The sequence below is a fragment of the Variovorax sp. GW821-FHT09B01 genome, assembly GCF_059418345.1.
On sequence record NZ_JBWKPQ010000021.1, the window covers coordinates 22,311 to 40,922 of the forward strand.

Consider the following 18,612-nt stretch of genomic DNA (forward strand, 5'->3'; position numbering starts at 1 on the left):
GGTCTCGCATTCAGTAACGGATGGTTTCGCTGCGGTCGCCGCGGATGACTTCGACCTGAAGTCCGCCGCGATCACCGCCAGTACGGGCTGCAGGTGCCCGTGCAATGGCGGCGGGTTGAGCGCCTGGCTTGCCGCCGTTCACGAAATCGACGATGGTCACCCCGGCCTGGGCGCGATCGAGCCCTTCGAGCGGCGGACGGCGAGGCTCGCCGGGCTTGGCCGGAACTGGCTGGAGCACCACGGGCAGTTCGGCGAACAGCTTGGGATCGGGGACCGACATATCGGTGGGATTGCGCAGCGCCAGCAGCAGTCGACCGCTGTTCTCTCCCAGGGTGAGACGGTTGATCTCCTCGACGGGCACGGCGAGCACTGCGGTGCGCGCGATTTCCGCGCGTTGTGCCTGCGCGGCGGCGTTCTTGTCCGTCTTCGACGGAAGACCGTCGACCGATGCGCTGCCGAAGGCCAGCACGCGCTTGCGCGACAGCAGCAAACGAGCCTGGCTCCGATCGATTTCCTTGTTGTCGGACTTGAGCATCAGGAATACGTCGACGAAGTCGCCTGGTTGCACCTTGTTGCCCACGCCCATGACCTCGTCGGCTTTCACTGCGACAGCACGTTCGCCTTCGGCCACGCGCAGCGCAAGCCCCGAGACCAGTTGGCCTTCGAGCAGTGGCGTGCCTTCGCCCAGATCGATCACGGGTACGCGACCCGCGAGTGGCGCCACTTCCTGGAAGGCGCCCGCGGGGTTGATCGTGAGTTGCTCGACGCGCAGCGCGTCGGCCGGAATCGCCAGGCCGGCCGGCAGCGGTTTGGTGGCCACGACCACGGGGAAGGTCTGAGCCTGTGCCGCCTTCGCGGGCGCGCCGCCGGATGCGGCGGCCACTGGCGGCGGTGCCACGGGGGCCTGGCGGCTGAGCATCCACGCATAGCCGCCGAGTGCAAGAGCCAGCAGGACGAGGACGGCGGCGATGATTTTGGTGAGATTGATCATGGGCGGCATTCGGAGAGGATGGGCGGGCAATCGGGAACCGTCGATGAAAAGCTCGCGGCAGAGTGACTACAAACTCTGTCGGCCCCAAACCATCCATATCGCTGCAGCCACGGAGAGGTAGGCCGCATAAGGGATGAAACGAGTCCGTCTCGTGGGCGTCTGACCGTCCCGGGAGATGGGCTGACCGAAAAGAAAGAGCGCAAGCCTGGGCGAAAGAGGCCAGCGCTGGAGTGCAAGCCAGAGAAGTCCGTGCGCGGCTGCAAGTACGCTGCTGATGATCCAGATTGGCGCCAGTGCCGCCAGGCCCACCCACAGTCCGAGAGCGCCGGCGTATTTCACGTCGCCTGCTCCCATGAGCCCCAGAAGATGGAAGACGAGCAGGAAGCCGAAGCCCACCGCTGCGCCAAGAAGTGCCGACGTCCAGCCGTGTCCGAACGGCGCAGCCCCGAAGGCCAGTGCGATGAGCGCCCCGAGGGCGCCCGCGAGCACGAGCCAGTTGGGGATGCGGCGTTGGCGGAAGTCATAGACGACTGCAAAAAGAAGCCACAAAAGAAATGGGGCTTCAAATCTCAAGTGCCGGAGCCTCCTGCTGCGCCGCCGAGCGAAGTCGAAATGCGCGAGAAAACACCTTTCAGTGCGACGGCCAAAGTGCCGGTGGAGTCGTTGAAGATGAAGGCCAGAAGAATTGCCATCATCCCGGCAATGATTCCGTATTCGATGGCGGTGGCACCTTCTTCGTCGCGAATAAAACGAGTAATAGCGTTGAGCATGATTAACCTTTCAGAAAAAGTCGTTAACAAGGGCTGGCGGTGCGAATGTTATCCGGCGTAACTCTGTGTATCAACAAGGCAAACCCGATGGAAGGGAGTTCCGCTGTGCTAGTCAAGGATTGCTAGCACGATGGTTGCCAACTCCCACGGACATCGGTTGACCGGTCGGTCAGAGACGCTGAGTAACAGTTCGGAAACGATTTTTCCCTCTGTAGGCGTGCACCGACATCCCATGAAGACGGGAGGGAGTGTTACGGAACAGGGGTGCGCGAGAGCGGCGCGTTACGGGTACATGCGTGTTACGTGTTACGTGACACGACCCGAAAACGGTCAGATGTAACAGTCCAGAAAGGGTTGGACCGTGCGCAAAAAATCACAGGTTCAGGGCCTCAACCCTGCCTGCGAAGGGGGATCAGCCCAGGATTTCCTCGTGGAAGAGCTTCCACTCGCCGCCTTGGCGCAGCCAGTACTGGCGGCGCATCCGACCGCTGCGTTCCCCCTCGAACACCTCGCCGAAAGTGGCGACCATGGTGTCGTCGCTGTCGCGCCAATGGAGGTAGGAAACATCTTTTAACTGAATACGCCGGCCCTGGGCGTATTCCATTTCGTCGCGGACAATTGAAATTCCGTCGGCCGATTTTTTCGCTTGGCGCTGAAAATCGGGCAAATAGAATTTTTTCAATTGCGCTTCATTTCCCTGGGTCCGGGCGTCTTTCCAGGCATTGATCGCGCTGGTAAAGGATTGGGCGTCCTTTTCGGCCTGGGGCTGGGAAATCCATTGCAGGCTGCGCGCGGTGACGACCGGCGTGGCGCCGATCTGCACCTTGCGCAGCAGCTGGCGCAGGTCGGGATTGGCCATGACCACGCAGCCGTCGCTGGCCAGCGGCGCGCGCGCGTACTGCTGCGAGGGCGTGCCGTGCAGCCAGATGCCGCCGCCGGTCTTGCCGCGGCGCTGGTCGTAGGCGTTGGGGTAGTTGATCGGCAGCGCGCCGGCGCCGTAGAAGTCCTTGAGCGACTTCGGGTCGAGGCTGCTGGTGATGAAGTACACGCCCAGCGGGGTGCGCGCATCGCCCTCGATCGCCTTGTCGATGCCCGACTTGCCGACCGAGATGTAGTAGTCGGCCACGAGCTTCAGGCCCTTGTCGCCGTTCTCGAGCAGGTACAGGCGCGAGCGCGAGGCATCGATGGCGATCGCATAGCGGCTGCGCGTGGACAGTTCGAGGAACTGCGAAGGCACGGTGTTCGGCGGCGGCCGTTCGCGCAGCGCCTGCAGGCGGCGGCGCGATTCTTCCTGCAGCTCGGCCATGGCCGGATTGCCCTTCAGGCGCGCCACGCTGGCGGCGTCCGAGAGGCTGTGCACGGCGGGCACCTGCGAGGCGAGCAGGTCGCCGTACACGAGCTGAGCGAGCTGGAAATTCGGGTAGTCGCGCACCAGTTCGCGCGCCTTGGCCAGTGCGGGCCGCGGCTGGCCGCGGCCGAAGAGTTCGTAGATCGCGATCAGTCGCGCCTCGGCGTTGCCGGCTTCCTGGATCGCGCCCGCGGGCGGCGTCTTGCGCGCGCTGCGGGCTTCGGAAGACGCGGCGGCGGTGCCGGCCGCCGCGGCGGCCGCGGTCGCCACGGCACCCTTCTTCAGGCGGGCCTGGGCCTTGCCGCCCTTGGCGTCACGGGCTTCGCGTGCCTCCCGAACTTCGCGCACGCTGCGCGATTCGCGGGTGCCGCGCGCTTCCTTGGCGCCGGCCTTTTCCTTCTGCGCCGAGCGGCTGCTGCCGGCAGCGCTCTTGCCGGACTTGGCGCCGGCCGTCTTGGCATGCGCAGTCTTGCCCGTGCTGCCGGCGGCGCCGGCAGGCATGGCGAGCACGAGGGCCGACGCGGCCATCAGCGCGGCAAGGAGGCTCCCGCCGCGCCGGAGTTCTGGGATCTGAGGCCGGCCCCGCCGGACGATGTCTGCCACTAGCCGCCGACGCTTTCCTTGCGGATGTGCCACTGACCGCCGGAGCGTTGCAGTTCCAGCGTCTTGCGGCTGGAGATGTTGAGGTTGTCGGCACGGTAGACCTGGCGGAACTTGGCGGTGGCCGACTGGCCGTTGACCTGGATCACGAGGTTCTCGAGGTTCACGCTGATGCTGGACTTGCCGACGATGCGCGCGCGGCGTTCCTCTTCCCAGTTCTTGCGGCTCTGGCCGCCGCCGGGCGTGAAGTCGCTACCGTAGGCGGCGAGGTAGCGGTCCATGTCCTGGCCGGCCCAGGCGGCCGCCCAGCCGCGCACGGCCGATTCGACCTCCGCATTGGCACTCGACGAAGCGGCGGGCGCGGCCGGTGCGGCGGCGGGGGGCGAAGCCTCGGGTGCCTTGGCGACCACGGCCGGTGCGGGAGCGGGCGCCGGTGCCTTGGCCACCGGTGCGGGCGCCGGCGCCGGCACGGGGGCCGCGACGGGCGCCGGAGCGGGGGCGGGCGCCTTCGCGACCGGGGCGGGGGCCGGGGCCGCCGGTGCCGGGCGCGGTGCCTCGGGCGCCGCCGCCGCCAGCACGGTCGGCTTGGCGCCGGGCACGGCCGGCACGAACAGCGTGCGGATCACCGCCAGCTTGGGCGCGACCGCGGTGTTGTTCTGGTCGAGCTGCAGCGCCTTGCTGTAGGCCTGGCTCGCGAGCCGCGCATAGAGATCGCCGAGGTTTTCCTGGGCGGTGGCGTAGCTCGGATTGGTGCGGATCGCGCTCTCGAGGGCGTTGCGCGCCTTGTCGAACTGATTCTGGCTCGCGTAGATGACCGCGAGGTTGTTGTAGGGCTCGGGCAGCTCGGGGGCGTCCTGCGTGAGCTGGGTGAAGGCCGCGATCGCCTCGGCGCGCTTGCCGGTGTCGAGTTGGATCACGCCCTTGAGGAAGCGCATCTGCGGGTCGCGCGGCTTGTCCTTCAGGAAGGCGTCGGCCTTGGTCGAGGCTTCCTCGAGCTTGCCGGCCTGCATCAGGCGGTCGACTTCCTCGTGCTCGGGCGCCGCCAGCGCGGGCAGGGCCGTGGCACCGACCGCGGCGGCCAGGAACAGGGCGCGCACGACGGGCGTCAGGCTGAAAGGAGTGCGCAGGGAGCTCTTGGGCATGGCGGCGAGGCCTCGTGAGGGAGAGGAAAGGGGATGCGCCCGGGATTGTAAGTGGGGCGGTTAACCTTCAGACACACCGAGGGCGCCGCTGCGGCGTGCCTGCAACGCCGTTTCATTCCCCGCGGCATCGACCACCGAAAACCGTGGTGCCGGGCCTTTCACGCTGCGCCGCGTTCCTGCCCGCTGTCCGCCGGCGCCAGCCCATGGCCCGGCGCCGGCCGCAGCAGGGCCGGGAAGTGCATGTCGCGATAGGCCACGAATCGGCTGCCGCGCGCCAGCCGGTAGCCCCACCAGACCGCCACGAACAGCACCAGCCCGATGTAGGTCGAGAACACGCCGATCCAGTCGATGCGCCCGCCCGTGAAGGCGGCGTAGTTCTGGCCCAGCGTGACCACCAGGCACAGGCCGAAGGCGAACAGCGGCCCGTAGGGGAAGAAGGGCGAGCGGTAGGGCAGCAGCGACAGGTCCAGCCCCTGCGCCATCATTCCCTTGCGGAAGCGGTAGTGGCTCACCGCGATGCCGAGCCAGGCCACGAAGCCGGTCATGCCCGAGAGGTTCAGCAGCCATAGGTACACGCCCTGGCTTTCCGACAGCGAGGTCAGGAAGCACAGCGCGCCGACTGCGGTGGTCGCGAGCAGCGCATTGAGCGGCACGCCCGCGCGCGTGAGCCGCGCGAAGCAGCGCGGCGCGCGGCCGTCCTTCGCGAGGTTGAACAGCATCCGGGTCGAGGCATACATGCCCGAGTTGCCGGCCGACAGCACGGCCGTGAGGATCACCGCGTTCATCACGCTGGCCGCGAAGGCCAGCCCGGCGTGGCGGAACACCAGCGTGAACGGGCTCACGCCGATGGCGTGGAGGTCGGTCTTGATCAGGTTCGGGTCGGTGTAGGGAATCAGCACGCCGATCACGCCGATCGCCAGCACGTAGAACAGCAGGATGCGCCAGAACACCTGGCGCACGGCGCGCGGGATGTTCTTCGCGGGGTTGGCCGATTCGCCGGCCGCCACGCCGATCAGCTCGGTGCCCTGGAACGAGAAGCCCGCGATCATCGCCACGCCGATCATCGCGGGCAGGCCGCCCACGAAGGGCGCGTCGCCGAGCGTGAGGTTGCCGAAGCCCGCGGGCCGGTCGCCGCGCAGGATGCCGAAGATCATCAGCACGCCGACCACCACGAAGGCGATCACCGTCACCACCTTGACCAGCGCGAACCAGAACTCGGCCTCGCCGAAGCCGCGCACCGAGATCGCGTTGAGCAGGAACATCAGCCCGAGGAACAGCGCACTCCACAGCATGGCCGGCGTGCCCGGGAACCAGTACTGCATCACCAGCTGCGCGGCCGCGAGCTCGACCGCGATGGTCACGGCCCAGTTGTACCAATAGTTCCAGCCGAGCGCGAAGCCGAAGCCCTCGTCGACGTAGAGCGCGCCATAGGTCGCGAACGAGCCCGACACCGGCATGCAGGCCGCGAGCTCGCCGAGGCTGGTCATGAGGAAATAGACCATCGCGCCGATCAGCAGGTAGGCCGCGAGCGCGCCGCCCGGGCCGGCCTGCGACACGGTGGCGCCCGAGGCCACGAACAGGCCGGTGCCGATCGAGCCGCCGATGGCGATCATCGTCAGGTGGCGCGTGCCGAGCGCGCGGCGCAGCGTGGGTTCCTCGGCGCCGGTGCGCGAGGCGAGGGTGGGCGCGGTGGACTCCGTTGCCATGTCGTTGTGTTCTCCCGTATGAGCCCGCGCGGACCGTGAGGCCCGCGCGAGGTGGCGGCGATCATAAGTGCGGCCCTGCGCGCACCCCCGCGTCGCCCCGGGGTACGGCCGCGGGGCCCGCACAGTACAGTCCCGCCATGGACCGCCTCCAGAGCATCGAAGCCTTCGTGCGCGTCGCGCAGACGCAGAGTTTTGCGGAGGCGGCGCGCCAGCTCCGGGTGGCGAACTCGGTGGTCACCACGCGCGTCAAGCAGCTCGAGGAGTTCCTCGGCGCGCCGCTGTTCCACCGCAGCACGCGCGTGGTGCGGCTCAGCGACGTGGGCCAGGCCTTCCTGCGCGACTGCGTGGAACTCGTGGGCCGCGCCAACGACATCGTCGACCAGATGCGCGATGCGCGCGGTACCCCCTCGGGCGTGCTGCGCGTGCATGCGCTCACGGGCATGGTGCTCGGGCGCTTCGCCTCGCTGCTGCGCGAGTTCCACACCACCTATCCCGACATCCACCTCGAGCTGATCGTGAGCGACGCGGTGGTCGACCCCGTCAAGGCCGGCGTCGACTGCGCGCTGCAGATCTTCCCGGCCGCCTCCGAGGAGCTGGTGTCGCGCCCGCTGTTCCCGGTGCGCCGGCTGCTGTGCGCCACGCCCGAGTACCTCGAGCGCCACGGCACGCCCGCGACCCCGCGCGAGCTGCACCGCCACAAGCTGGGCCTGTACTCGGGCTATCCCACGCGCGACCGCTGGACCTTCCACCACCAGGGCGAGCAGACCACCATCTATCTCGCGGCCGCGCTGCTGACCAACAGCGTGCACCTGCTGCGCGAGTACGCGCTCGAGCACGCGGGCATCGTCTGCCTGCCCACGCTGGTGGCGGGCGACGCGATCGCGCGCGGCGAGCTGCGCGTGGTGCTGCCCGAGCACCAGCTCTCGTCGTTCTCGCTGAGCGCGGTCTATGCGGGCACCTCGCGCAACGCGCTCAAGCTGCGGCTGTTCATCGAGCACATCGCGACCCGCTTCACGCGCGTGCCGCCCTGGGACGCCACGCTGATCGAGCGCGGGATGATCCCGGCCGAACTCATCGAGTGAGCGCGCGCCTTCCCGGGTAAACCCCAGCGATTATTCGGAGTCTGCGAATAATCCTCTTCCAATCTGGTCCCTACCGGCGGCCCCGGTTGTTTCCTAGAGTTCGGTCCAAGCCAGAACCAAGGAGACCGCCATGACCCAGACCCCCACGGCCCACGAAGGGCCCGCCTACCGCACCCGCTTCGGTTCGCTCGCCCACTACGAGAAAGGCCACGTCGAGCCGATCGCCGACGACGTGCGCCACTACGCCTTCTCCAATTGCTTCGAGATCGCGAACAACAGCCGGCCCTACGAGAAGGTGGTGTTCGGCCAGAACCAGATCTACGTGCTCGAGACCCTGCGCGCCGAGGGCCACTCGCCCTGGTTCACCTGCGCGCACGACGAGTTCGCGCTGGTGATGGACGGCGAGGTCGAGGTGCACCTGGTGCAGCTCGACGCGGCCCAGAAGGTGGCCGACCCCGAGAAGAACGGCGCCGTGCAGGTCGAGGGCGAGCCGCGCGGCAAGAAGATGGGCTGGATGAAGCTCTCGCGCGGCCACCAGGGCCTGCTGCCGAAGAACACCGCCTACCAGTTCCGCAGCGCGCGCCCCGGCGTGATCGTGCTGCAGACCTGCAAGGGCGAGCTGTCGGTCGAGAAGTGGGCCGAGATCTGCCAATCGCATTGATCGCATCGAAAGAGGAGCACCCGCCATGAACGCACCCGCAGAACTCGCCCGAGTCATCGCCTCGCAACCCGACGCCGCGCTCGGCTACAAGGACTTCTCGCTCGGCAGCTTCCGCTTCCGCCGCGACGAGTATTTCGTCCACATCGGCTGGCAGACCCGCGACGGCCGCCCGATGAGCCACACCATGGATGCGGGCAACTACCTGCGCGCGCTGATGCGCGACGTGGCCTGGGGCTTCTTCTACGGCTGGGTCAACTTCGACAGCGTGTTCGGCACCGTCAACCACTACGACTCGGTCGACCTCTATGCCGGCAGCTTCAACGGCACCATGAAGGACGCGGGCATCGACCTGCTCGAGAACTTCCCGAGTGCCCAGATCCGCGCCACCTTCGAGGCCATGCTCGACGACTGGACCAACGCGAGCTTCGATCCCTTCGCCGCGCCGCAGGAGACCGGCTCGCCCTACGGCCGCAAGAACGGCAACAACACGGCCAAGATCACGCGGGCACGCGAACTCGCCACGCGCTGCGTGGGCCTCCAGGGCGACCTCGACCTGCGCAGCGACGAGCGCGGCGCGCCGGTCAACCGCGCCTTCGCCGACGTGCCGCAGGACCAGCCCGAGCTGCATCCCGAGCCCGGCTTCGAGAACGAGGTGCATGCCTTCAATCTCTTCGGCTTCCTGAGCCGCTCGCAGGTGACCTGGAACCCGAGCTTCACCTCGGTGGTGAAGCACAGCTACATGTGCCCGACGACCGAGGAGCACATCCTGCCGATCATCCACGGCAACGACCGCGTCGAGTGGTTCTTCCAGATGACCGACGAGATCCACTGGGACTGCGGCGACAAGAACACCGGCAAGCCCATGGCCCGCGTGATCATGAAGGCCGGCGACATGGCCGCCATGCCCGCCTACTGCCGCCACCAGGGCTTCAGCCCCAAGCGCTCGATGCTGCTGGTGTGGGAGAACGGCTCGCCGAGCCTGGTGTACGAGATCCAGAAGGGCGAGAGCCCGGAGATCCCGGTCCAGTTCTGACCGGGTTCCCTTCCTTCCCAACGCCCCATCCAACTCTCCCCTGCGGGGGAGGGAGAGGAAACGCATGCCTGCTTCGTCCATCCGCCACCAACTCTTCATCGACGGCCGCTTCGTCGACGCCGAATCGGGCGAGACCCTCGCCACCCTGAACCCGCACGACAACACGCCCATCGTCGATGTCGCGCTCGCGGGCAAGGCCGACGTCGACAAGGCCGTCGCCGCCGCGAAGCGCGCGTTCCCGGCATGGAGCCGCATGGCCGCCGCCGACCGCGGCCGCATCCTGCTCAGGCTCGCCGACCTGATCGAGGCCAACGCCGAGGAGCTCGCGCGCCTCGAATCGCTGGACACCGGCCACCCGATCCGCGACTCGCGCCGCCTCGACGTGCCGCGCACGGCCGCGTGCTTCCGCTACTTCGGCGGCATGGCCGACAAGTTCCAGGGCGAGACCATTCCCGTCGAGGAAGGCTTCCTCAACTACACGCTGCGCGAGCCCGTGGGCATCGTCGGCCAGGTGGTGCCGTGGAACTTCCCGCTGATGTTCACGAGCTGGAAGATGGCGCCCGCGCTCGCGGCCGGCAACTGCATCGTGATGAAGCCGGCCGAGATCACGCCGCTGAGTTCGCTGCGCATCGCCGAGCTGATGGCCGAGGCGGGCCTGCCGCCCGGCGTGGTCAACATGCTGCCGGGCCTGGGCAGCGTGGCGGGCCAGTACATCGCCGAGCATCCGGAGATCGCGAAGATCGCCTTCACGGGCAGCACGGCGACGGGCCGGCGCATCGTGCAGGCCAGCGCGGGCAACCTCAAGAAGGTGCAGCTCGAGCTCGGCGGCAAGGGGCCCAACATCGTGTTCGAGGACGCGAACCTGCAGGCCGCCGTCAACGGCAGCGCCTGGGCCATCTTCCACAACCAGGGCCAGGCCTGCATCGCGGGCTCGCGGCTGATGCTGCACGAGCGGATCGCCGACGAATTCCTCGCGCAGTTCGTTCCGCTCGCCAAGTCGATCCGCCTCGGCAATCCGCTCGACGAGAACACCGAAATGGGCCCGTTGACCAGCGCCCAGCACCGCGAGCGCGTGCTGGGCTACGTCGAGGTCGCGCAGGGCGAGGGTGGCGAGCTGCTCGCGGGCGGCCGGTCGCCGGGCGGCGATCTCGCGAAGGGCTGCTATGTCGAGCCCACCGTGATGCGCGCGAAGTCGTACCGCGACCGGGTCGCGCAGGAAGAGGTCTTCGGCCCCTTCGTCACCGTGCTGACCTTCAAGGACGACGAGGAGGCGATGCGCATCGCCAACGGCACCGACTACGGGCTGGGCTCGGGCCTGTGGACGAAGGACCTGCAGCGCGCCCACAAGGTGGCGCGCGAGCTGCACGCCGGCATGGTCTGGATCAACAGCTACAAGCGCGTGAACCCCGGCTCGCCCTTCGGCGGCGTGGGCCAGAGCGGCTACGGCCGCGAGATGGGCTTCGACGCGATGCGCGAGTACACGCAGGTCAAGAGCGTGTGGGTCAACGTCGACGCGCGGATACCGCCGCACTTCGCGCGCTGAGTTTCGACAGAGCGGCATCCGCAGACACAAGAACAGGAGACAGGCATGACATTCAATCGCAGGCAATTCACCCAGGCCACCGCGGCCCTCGTCGCCGCGGGCGCGACACCGCTGGCGTTCGCGGCCGATACGCTCAAGATCGGCTACGTGTCGCCGCAGACCGGCCCGCTCGCGCCCTTCGGCGAGGCCGACAAGTGGGTCATCGACCAGATGAAGGCCGCCTTCAAGGACGGCATCGCGGTCGGCGGCCGCAAGTACGCGGTGCAGATCGTGCTCAAGGACAGCCAGTCGAACCCGAACCGCGCGGGTGAGGTCGCCAACGACCTGATCCTCAAGGACAAGGTGGCGTTGGTGCTCACGGCCGGCACGCCCGAGACCGCGAACCCGGTCAGCGATGCCTGCGAGCTCAACGAGGTGCCCTGCATCTCGAGCGTGGTGCCGTGGCAGCCCTGGTTCTTCGGCCGCAAGGGCGATCCGGCCAAGGGCTTCGACTGGACCTACCACCTGTTCTGGGGCCTCGAGGACGTCATCGCCAACTTCACCAGCGGCTGGAAGACGCTGGCCACCAACAAGAAGGTGGGCGGGCTGTTCCCGAACGACGGCGACGGCAACGCCTGGGGCGACAAGGAGCTGGGCTTTCCGAAGCCGCTCGCGCAGATGGGCTTCACGCTCACCGACCCGGGCCGTTTCCAGAACGGCACGCAGGACTTCAGCGCGCAGATCGCGGCCTTCAAGAAGGAGGGCGTGGAGATCGTCACCGGCGTGGTGATTCCGCCCGATGCCAAGACCTTCCTCACGCAGGCGCGGCAGCAGGGCTTCAGGCCGAAGGTGATCACGCTCGGCAAGGCGCTGCTGTTCCCGGGCGCGATCGAGGCGCTGGGCGAACTCGGCGACGGCCTCTCGACCGAGGTCTGGTGGAGCCCCTCGCATCCTTTCGCGTCGAGCCTCACGAAGCAGAGCGCGAAGGCGCTGGCCGAGGCCTACGAGGCCGGCACGAAGAAGCAGTGGACGCAGCCGATCGGCTTCGCGCATGCGCTGTTCGAGGTGGCGGCCAACGCGCTGGGCCGCGCGAAGTCGCTCAAGGCCGCCGACGTGCGCGATGCCGTGGCCGCGACCTCGATCCAGTCGGTGGTCGGCCCGGTCAAGTGGGGCGGCCAGGGGCCGTTCAGGAACGTCAGCAAGACGCCGCTGGTGCTCGGCCAGTGGGGCAAGGGCACGAAGTACAAGGTGGAACTCACCCTCGTGAACAACGAGGCCGCGCCGGCCATTCCCACCGGCGGCAAGCTGCGCGCGCTCTGACCGCCATGGCGCTGCTGGCATTGCATGGCGTGAGCAAGTCCTACGGCGCGCTCAAGGTCACCGACGGCATCACGCTCGCGGTGGCCGAGGGCGAGACGCTGGGCATCCTCGGCCCCAATGGGGCGGGCAAGACCACGCTGTTCAACCTGATCTCGGGCGACGTGCGCGCCGACGCGGGCCGGGTCGACTATGCGGGCCGCGACGTGACGCGGCTGCGACCGCACCAGCGCTGCCGCGCCGGCATCGGCCGCAGCTACCAGGTGCCGCAGCCCTTCGGGAACATGAGCGTGTTCGAGAACCTCGTGACCGCGGCCTGCTTCGGCGGGCAGCAGACCGAGCGCGAGGCCTGGCACACCGCGCACGAGGTGCTGGCGCAGACCGGGCTGATGGCGCAGGCGAACGCGCCGGCCGGCGGACTGCGGCTGCTCGACCGCAAGCGGCTCGAGTTGGCGCGCGCGCTCGCGACGAAGCCGCGGCTGCTGCTGCTCGACGAGATCGCCGGCGGGCTCACCGAGCCCGAGGCCGCGGTGCTGGTGGGCGAGCTGCGGCGCATCAAGGCGCGCGGCGTGACCATGATCTGGATCGAGCACGTGGTGCATGCGCTGCTGTCGCTGGCCGACCGGCTGTTCGTCATCAACTTCGGGCAGAAGCTGGCCGAGGGCGAGCCGCGCGCGGTGATGAACGATCCGGAGGTGCGGCGCGTGTACATGGGGATGGAAGCATGAGCGCGCACCGCATGGCTCCTTCCCCCTCTGGGGGAAGGCTGGGATGGGGGCACGACGGCGCCACCATTCCAACGCCGCCTGCCCCCACCCCGGCCCTCCCCCAGAGGGGGAGGGAGCAAAGACCATGACCGCCTTGCTCACCACCCACGGCCTGCAGGCCTTCTACGGCGACGCCCAGGCCCTGTTCGGCATCGACTTCGCGCTCGCCGCCGGCGAACTCGTCGCGATCATCGGCGCCAACGGCGCGGGCAAGTCGACCTTCCTCAAGAGCCTCACGGGCCTGGTGCGCGCGCCGCGCGAGGCGATCCGTTTCAGGGGCGAGCCCATCGGCGGCCTGCCGCCCGGCGAGATCGTGCGGCGCGGCCTCGCGCTGGTGCCCGAGGGCCGCCGGCTGTTTCCCAGCCTCAGCGTGGAAGAGAACCTGCTGATGGGCGCCACCGCCCGGCGCCCGGGCCCGTGGAACCTGCAGCGGCTCTATGCGCTGTTCCCCATCCTGGCCGAGAAGCGCCGCCAGCCCGGCACCTCGCTGTCGGGCGGCCAGCAGCAGATGGTGGCGCTGGGCCGCGCGCTCATGAGCAATCCCGACGTGCTGCTGTGCGACGAACTCTCGCTGGGCCTCGCGCCGGTCGTCATCCGCGAGATCTACGCGGCCATGCCCGGTATCACGGCCGAGGGCATGACGGTGGTGATCGTCGAGCAGGACGTGACGATGGCGCGCCAGGTCTCGCGGCGCGTCTACTGCTTCCAGGAAGGCCGCGTGTCGCTCGAGGGCCTGTCGGCCGATCTCACGCGTGAGCAGATCGCGCAGGCCTATTTCGGCATCGAGGCGGCCCATGCTTGAGACCCTGCTCCAGGGCGTGCTGCTCGGCGGCCTCTACACGCTGTTCGCGCTCGGCCAGTCGCTGATGTTCGGCGTCATGCGGCTCACGAACACGGCGCAGGGCGACTTCATCATCCTCGGCGCCTTCGCGGTGATCGCGGGCGTGTCGCTGGCCGGCGCTGCGGCACCGTGGCTGGTCGCGCTCGCGGTGCTGCCCGTGGCCTTCGGCTTCGGCTACGCGCTGCAGCGCTGGGTGCTCAACGGCACGCTGGGCAAGGACCCGCTGCCTTCGCTGGTCGTCACCTTCGGCCTGTCGATCGTGATCCAGAACCTGCTGCTCGAGCTGTTCTCGGCCGACCCGCGCGCCATCGAGACCGGCGGCCTCGGCACGCGCGGCCTGGCGCTCGGCGAATCGCTGTCGCTCGGCGTGCTGCCGCTGATCGTGCTGGCCGTGGCGCTCGCGGCCACCGGCGCGCTGCAATGGCTGTTCGCGCACACCGCGCTGGGCCGGTCGTTCCGCGCCGTGTCGGACGACCGCGAGATCGCCGAGCTCATGGGGCTCGATGCGAAGAAGGTCTATGCCTTCGCGACCGCCATCGCCTTCGTGCTGATCGCCGTGGCGGGCGCGCTGCAGGGCATGCGCACCACGGTGTCGCCCTCGGACGGCCCGCTGCTGCTGCTGTTCGCCTTCGAGGCCGTGATCATCGGCGGCATGGGCTCGTTCTGGGGCACGCTGGCCGGCGCCATGATCCTCGGCATCGCGCAGCAGGTCGGCTTCCGCCTCGATCCGGGCTGGGGCATCTGGTTCGGGCACATCGTGTTCCTCGCGGTGCTCGTGTTCCGGCCGCAGGGCCTTTTTCCCAAGACACGCGGATGACGCCGATGACGACCCCCGCCACCCCTTCCTTCGTCGCGGTCGAGCGCGCCACCGCCGCGAGCCGCGGCGCCCTGGTCGTCGGCATCGCGCTGGTGCTCGTCGCCGCCAGCCTGCCCTTGTGGGGCGAGTCGAGCTGGATGCGCGAGTTCGTCGAGATCGCCTGCTACTTCATCTTCGCGATGATGTGGAACCTGCTCGCGGGCTATGGCGGCATGGTCAGCATCGGGCAGCAGGCCTTCTTCGGCTTCGGCGGCTACGCGATGCTGGTGCTCGGCAACTTCGCGGGGCTCAATCCCTTCGTTGCGATCCCGCTCGGCGCGCTGGCCGCGGGGCTGGTCGCGATTCCGGTGTCCTTCATCGCGTTCCGGCTCTCGGGCGGCTACTTTGCGATCGGCACCTGGGTCATCGCCGAGGTGTTCCGCCTGAGCTTCGCCAACGTGTCGGCGGTGGGCGGCGGCTCGGGCACCACGCTGACGGCGCTGCGCGGCATCGACAAGGCCACGCGCGAAAGCGTCACCTACTGGATGGCGCTGGGCTGCGTGGTGGCGGCGGTGGCGCTGGTCTACCTGTTCCTGCGCAGCAAGCGCGGCCTCGCGCTGCTGGCGATCCGCGACAACGAGGTGGCGGCCGAGTCGCAGGGCGTGCCGGTGGCGCGCATGAAGCTCGCCGTGTACGGGGTCGCGGCCTTCGGCGCGGGGCTCGCGGGCGCGCTGTACTTCGTCGGCAACCTGCGCATCAGCCCCGACGCGGCCTTCAGCGTCAACTGGAGTGCGTTCGCGATCTTCATGGTGGTGATCGGCGGCATCGGCCGCATCGAAGGGCCGCTGGTCGGCGCGCTCGTCTTCTGGGCGCTCAACAAGTTCCTCAGCGACTACGGCACCTGGTACCTGCTGGGGCTCGGGCTGCTCGCGATCGTGGCCACGCTGTTCTTCAAGCAGGGGCTGTGGGGCTTCGCGCAGCAGCGCTGGGGCTGGTCGCTGTTTCCCACGCAACGCAGGCTGGTCGCCAGGGAACCGTGATTTCGCGTTGCGCCGCAGCATTCATGTAACGATCTGTTTACAATTGTTGCTCCGCCGCTTACATCCGGAGTTCCTCCCGTGACGATCACCAAACGCCGCCTGCTCGAGGGCGGCGCCGCAGCGCTGGCCGCCTCCTTCCTTCCCCAAGGTGCCTGGGCCCAGGACAAGCCACGCGCCGGCGAAGCCGCCTGGCCCACCAAGCCCGTGAAACTGCTGGTCGGCTTCCCGACCGGCGCCTCGCCCGACCTGCTGGCGCGCGCCATCGCCGAGCCGCTCTCGAAGCTGCTGCGCCAGCCGGTGCTGGTCGAGAACAAGCCCGGCGAGAGCGGCAACATCGTGGCCGACCAGGTCGCCAAGGCCACCGACGACCACACCATCGGCGCGCTGATCAACGGCAACCTCACGATCGCGAAGCTGCTCAACCCCAAGCTCCCCTTCGATCCCGAGAAGGACTTCGCGCCGGTCGGCATGGTCGGCACCGCGCCGTTGGTGCTGGCCGTGTCGGGCAACGCCACCGGCAAGACCGCGGCCGACCACCTGCTGTGGGTGCGCAACCTCGGCAGCGGCGGCAAGTACGGCACGCCGGGCGTGGGCACGGTGGGCCACCTGGGCATGGAGCTGCTCAAGAGCCGCTCGGCCATCACCGCGCAGCACAAGCCCTACACCGGCAATCCGCAGGTGATCGCGGGCCTGCTCGCGGGCGAGATCCAGCTCGCGCTGCTGCCGCCCGCGCTCGCGATGCCGCACGTGCGCTCGGGCAAGCTCAAGGCCATCGGCGTGACCTCGCCCGAGCGCAGCCCGCTGGTGCCCGAGCTGCCCACCATTCGCGATGCCGACGTGCGCGGCGCCGATCTCGAGATCTGGACCGCGCTGGCCGCGCCCGCGGGCATGAACAAGGCCGCGCTGGCCAGGCTCAATGCCGCGCTGGTCGAGGTGATCAGCACGGACGAGGTGCGCGAGGCGCTGCTCAAGACCGGCTGGCAGGCCCAGCCCGGTTCGCCCGACGCGCTGGCGCGCCGCATGCGCGCCGACACCGCGCGGCTGGGCGGCGTGATCCTGATGAAGGGCATCCACGCCGAGGGTTGAGCCGCGCCTGTGGCATGCTGGCCGGTCCTTTCCCGGACCGACCCGGCATGAGCGAGCGCCTTTTCCTCCACCTCGACGACGGCCCCCTGCTCGGGCCGCCCGTGGACGCGCCCGGCGGCACGGTGCGCTCCTTCACCGCCAGCGCGCCGCTGCGCCCGCATGTCGCCCACATCCTCGTGTACCGCGAGCGCTTCGCCGAGGGCGAGGAGGTGCTCGAGCGCGTGCTGCCCGACGGTGCCGCGCGGCTGGTCTTCAACCTCGGCGACGCGCCTTCGGCCAACGGCGCCGAGGGCCTGGCCGTCGAGGCCATCGGCGCCTCGGCCGAGGCCGTGCTGGTGCGGCTGCGCAAGCGCATGGAAGGCCTGTCGATCACCCTGCGGCCCGGTGCCGCGGCCCTGCTGCTCGGCTTGCCCGCGGGCGAGCTCGCGGGCCGCGTGCTGCACCTCGACGAACTCTGGCGCGGCGCCGGCGCGCAGCTGCTGGAGCGCATGACCGAAGCTCCCGATGACGCCGCGCGCGTCGCGCTGCTCGATGCCGCGCTGTGCCGCCGCCTCGCCGAGGCCGACGGCCGCGCGCAGGCGAGGCTCGGCCTGCATCCGGGTGCGCTGCAGGCCGCGCAGCTGATCGCGGCCTCGGCCGGCCGGCGTTCGCTGCGCGAGGTGGCCGAGGCGGTGGGCCTGGGCGAGCGCCGGCTGCAGCAGCTGTTCCACGCGCAGGTCGGCCTCTCGCCGCGCGCCTGGCGCCGGCTCGCGCGCATGCATGGCTGCCTGCGCGCGCTGCGTGCCACGCCGATGCCGGCCTGGGCCGAGGTCGCGGTCGACAGCGGCTTCTACGACCAGTCGCACATGGTCAACGAGTTCCGCGCGCTGTGCGGCGTCACGCCCACCGAGTTCCTGGGCCGCGCGATTGCGGGTTCTTCCAAGACGCCGGCCTGAGGCGGCGCTACCTTCGGCGCTTCTTTCCTTTTCAGCGAGCCGACCGATGACCGACCAGCCCACGGGTGCGAAAGCACTGCCCTCCCTGCAAGGCCGCGTGGCCGTGGTCACGGGCGCGAGCCGTGGCGCGGGGCGCGGCATCGCGCTCGAACTCGGCGCGGCCGGCGCCACCGTCTACGTCACGGGCCGCAGCACGCGCGCGCAGCCCGCGGACAGCTATGGCCAGATCCTTGCGCTGTCCGGCCTGCAGCGCGTGCCCGGCAGCATCGAGGACACGGCCGAGGAGGTCACGCGCCTCGGCGGGCAGGGCGTGGCGGTGCGCTGCGACCACACCGACGAAGCGCAGGTGCGCGAGTTGTTCGCGCGCGTCGAGCGCGAGGCCGGCCGGCTCGACCTGCTGGTCAACAACGCCTGGGGCGGGCACGAGAGCTTCAACGGCGTGTTCGAGGCGCCGTTCTGGGAGCATCCGCTGTCGAACTGGGAGGCCATGTTCGACCGCGGCGTGCGCAACCATCTCGTGGCCAGCCGCTGCGCCGCGCCGCTGCTGGTGCGCCAGGGCCATGGCCTGATCGCCACGACCACCTTCTGGGATCGCGACCGCTACCTGCGCGGCAGCCTGTTCTACGACCTCGCCAAGGCCGCGATGACGCGGCTGGCCTTCGGCATGGCGCAGGACCTGCGCGCGCATGGCGTGGCCTCGGTGGCGGTGTCGCCGGGCTGGATGCGCACCGAGTTCGTGCTGGCCGGCCACCAGACCGACGAGGCGCACTGGCACGAGCGGCCCGCGCTCGCGCGCACCGAATCGCCGCGCTACATCGGGCGCGCCATCGTGGCGCTGGCCGGCGACGCGAACGTGATGCACAAGACCGGCCGCGCGTTGCGCGTGGGCGACCTCGCGCGCGAGTACGGCTTCACCGACATCGACGGGCGGCAGGTCGCGCCCTTCGAGATGGAGGACGGCGGCAGCTGAGGCGC

18 protein-coding genes are annotated in these 18,612 nt (G+C 69.3%); 12 read left to right on the forward strand and 6 right to left on the reverse strand.

The genetic code is table 11. The features are described from left to right. Positions 1–10: 10 nt before the first annotated feature. From cpaB to AC07RV_RS35745, 6 genes are all read right to left on the reverse strand, one after another. Positions 11–991: a Flp pilus assembly protein CpaB gene (gene cpaB / locus AC07RV_RS35720; RefSeq protein ID WP_296788051.1), complete on the reverse strand. Its 981-nt coding sequence runs from the start codon at positions 989–991 to the stop codon at positions 11–13. Positions 992–1,057: 66 nt separating this feature from the next. Beyond that, positions 1,058–1,564 (reverse strand): A24 family peptidase, encoded by a 507-nt coding sequence (locus AC07RV_RS35725; protein WP_296788052.1) that lies wholly within the window; start codon positions 1,562–1,564, stop codon positions 1,058–1,060. Further along, complete coding sequence (locus AC07RV_RS35730; protein ID WP_296788053.1) at positions 1,561–1,761, reverse strand: Flp family type IVb pilin; 201 nt, start codon at positions 1,759–1,761, stop codon at positions 1,561–1,563. The genes AC07RV_RS35725 and AC07RV_RS35730 overlap by 4 nt, the downstream gene beginning before the upstream one ends. Before the next feature lie 412 nt (positions 1,762–2,173). Next, positions 2,174–3,610 carry a L,D-transpeptidase family protein gene (locus AC07RV_RS35735; protein ID WP_296788054.1) on the reverse strand — a complete coding sequence of 479 codons (1,437 nt, stop codon included), beginning with the start codon at positions 3,608–3,610 and terminating at the stop codon, positions 2,174–2,176. A 101-nt stretch (positions 3,611–3,711) separates the two neighbouring features. After that, complete coding sequence (locus AC07RV_RS35740; protein WP_296788055.1) at positions 3,712–4,851, reverse strand: nuclear transport factor 2 family protein; 1,140 nt, start codon at positions 4,849–4,851, stop codon at positions 3,712–3,714. A 158-nt stretch (positions 4,852–5,009) separates the two neighbouring features. Then, positions 5,010–6,557: an amino acid permease gene (locus AC07RV_RS35745; RefSeq protein ID WP_296788056.1), complete on the reverse strand. Its 1,548-nt coding sequence runs from the start codon at positions 6,555–6,557 to the stop codon at positions 5,010–5,012. Between the two features lie 137 nt (positions 6,558–6,694). On the opposite strand from AC07RV_RS35745, the gene AC07RV_RS35750 reads away from it, so the two are divergent. From AC07RV_RS35750 to AC07RV_RS35805, 12 genes are all read left to right on the forward strand, one after another. Beyond that, on the forward strand, positions 6,695–7,639 hold the full coding sequence (locus tag AC07RV_RS35750; protein WP_093347648.1) for a LysR family transcriptional regulator: 945 nt from the start codon (positions 6,695–6,697) through the stop codon (positions 7,637–7,639). 130 nt (positions 7,640–7,769) lie between these two features. After that, the gene (locus AC07RV_RS35755; protein WP_296788057.1) at positions 7,770–8,300 is read left to right on the forward strand and encodes a cupin domain-containing protein; all 531 of its coding nucleotides are present in this window, start codon (positions 7,770–7,772) and stop codon (positions 8,298–8,300) included. A gap of 25 nt (positions 8,301–8,325) precedes the next feature. Further along, positions 8,326–9,333 carry a hydroxyquinol 1,2-dioxygenase gene (locus AC07RV_RS35760; RefSeq protein ID WP_296788059.1) on the forward strand — a complete coding sequence of 336 codons (1,008 nt, stop codon included), beginning with the start codon at positions 8,326–8,328 and terminating at the stop codon, positions 9,331–9,333. A gap of 79 nt (positions 9,334–9,412) precedes the next feature. After that, positions 9,413–10,876, forward strand: coding sequence for an aldehyde dehydrogenase family protein (locus AC07RV_RS35765; protein WP_296788325.1), 1,464 nt, complete (start codon positions 9,413–9,415; stop codon positions 10,874–10,876). Positions 10,877–10,921: 45 nt separating this feature from the next. Then, a complete protein-coding gene (locus AC07RV_RS35770; protein ID WP_296788061.1) occupies positions 10,922–12,175 on the forward strand; it encodes an ABC transporter substrate-binding protein in 1,254 nt (417 codons plus the stop codon). A 5-nt stretch (positions 12,176–12,180) separates the two neighbouring features. Continuing rightward, on the forward strand, positions 12,181–12,900 hold the full coding sequence (locus AC07RV_RS35775) for an ABC transporter ATP-binding protein (protein ID WP_296788063.1): 720 nt from the start codon (positions 12,181–12,183) through the stop codon (positions 12,898–12,900). A gap of 124 nt (positions 12,901–13,024) precedes the next feature. Continuing rightward, positions 13,025–13,741, forward strand: a complete 717-nt coding sequence (locus AC07RV_RS35780; protein ID WP_296788065.1) for an ABC transporter ATP-binding protein — start codon at positions 13,025–13,027, stop codon at positions 13,739–13,741. Next, positions 13,734–14,597, forward strand: coding sequence for a branched-chain amino acid ABC transporter permease (locus AC07RV_RS35785; protein WP_296788067.1), 864 nt, complete (start codon positions 13,734–13,736; stop codon positions 14,595–14,597). Before AC07RV_RS35780 ends, AC07RV_RS35785 begins: the two co-directional genes overlap by 8 nt. A 5-nt stretch (positions 14,598–14,602) precedes the next feature. Further along, positions 14,603–15,616 carry a branched-chain amino acid ABC transporter permease gene (locus AC07RV_RS35790; protein WP_296788069.1) on the forward strand — a complete coding sequence of 338 codons (1,014 nt, stop codon included), beginning with the start codon at positions 14,603–14,605 and terminating at the stop codon, positions 15,614–15,616. A gap of 78 nt (positions 15,617–15,694) precedes the next feature. Beyond that, complete coding sequence (locus AC07RV_RS35795) at positions 15,695–16,702, forward strand: Bug family tripartite tricarboxylate transporter substrate binding protein (RefSeq protein WP_296788070.1); 1,008 nt, start codon at positions 15,695–15,697, stop codon at positions 16,700–16,702. Positions 16,703–16,749: 47 nt separating this feature from the next. Continuing rightward, positions 16,750–17,637, forward strand: coding sequence for a helix-turn-helix transcriptional regulator (locus AC07RV_RS35800; protein WP_296788071.1), 888 nt, complete (start codon positions 16,750–16,752; stop codon positions 17,635–17,637). A gap of 46 nt (positions 17,638–17,683) precedes the next feature. Then, the gene (locus AC07RV_RS35805; protein WP_296788073.1) at positions 17,684–18,607 is read left to right on the forward strand and encodes an SDR family oxidoreductase; all 924 of its coding nucleotides are present in this window, start codon (positions 17,684–17,686) and stop codon (positions 18,605–18,607) included. The last annotated feature ends 5 nt before the right edge of the window (positions 18,608–18,612 follow it).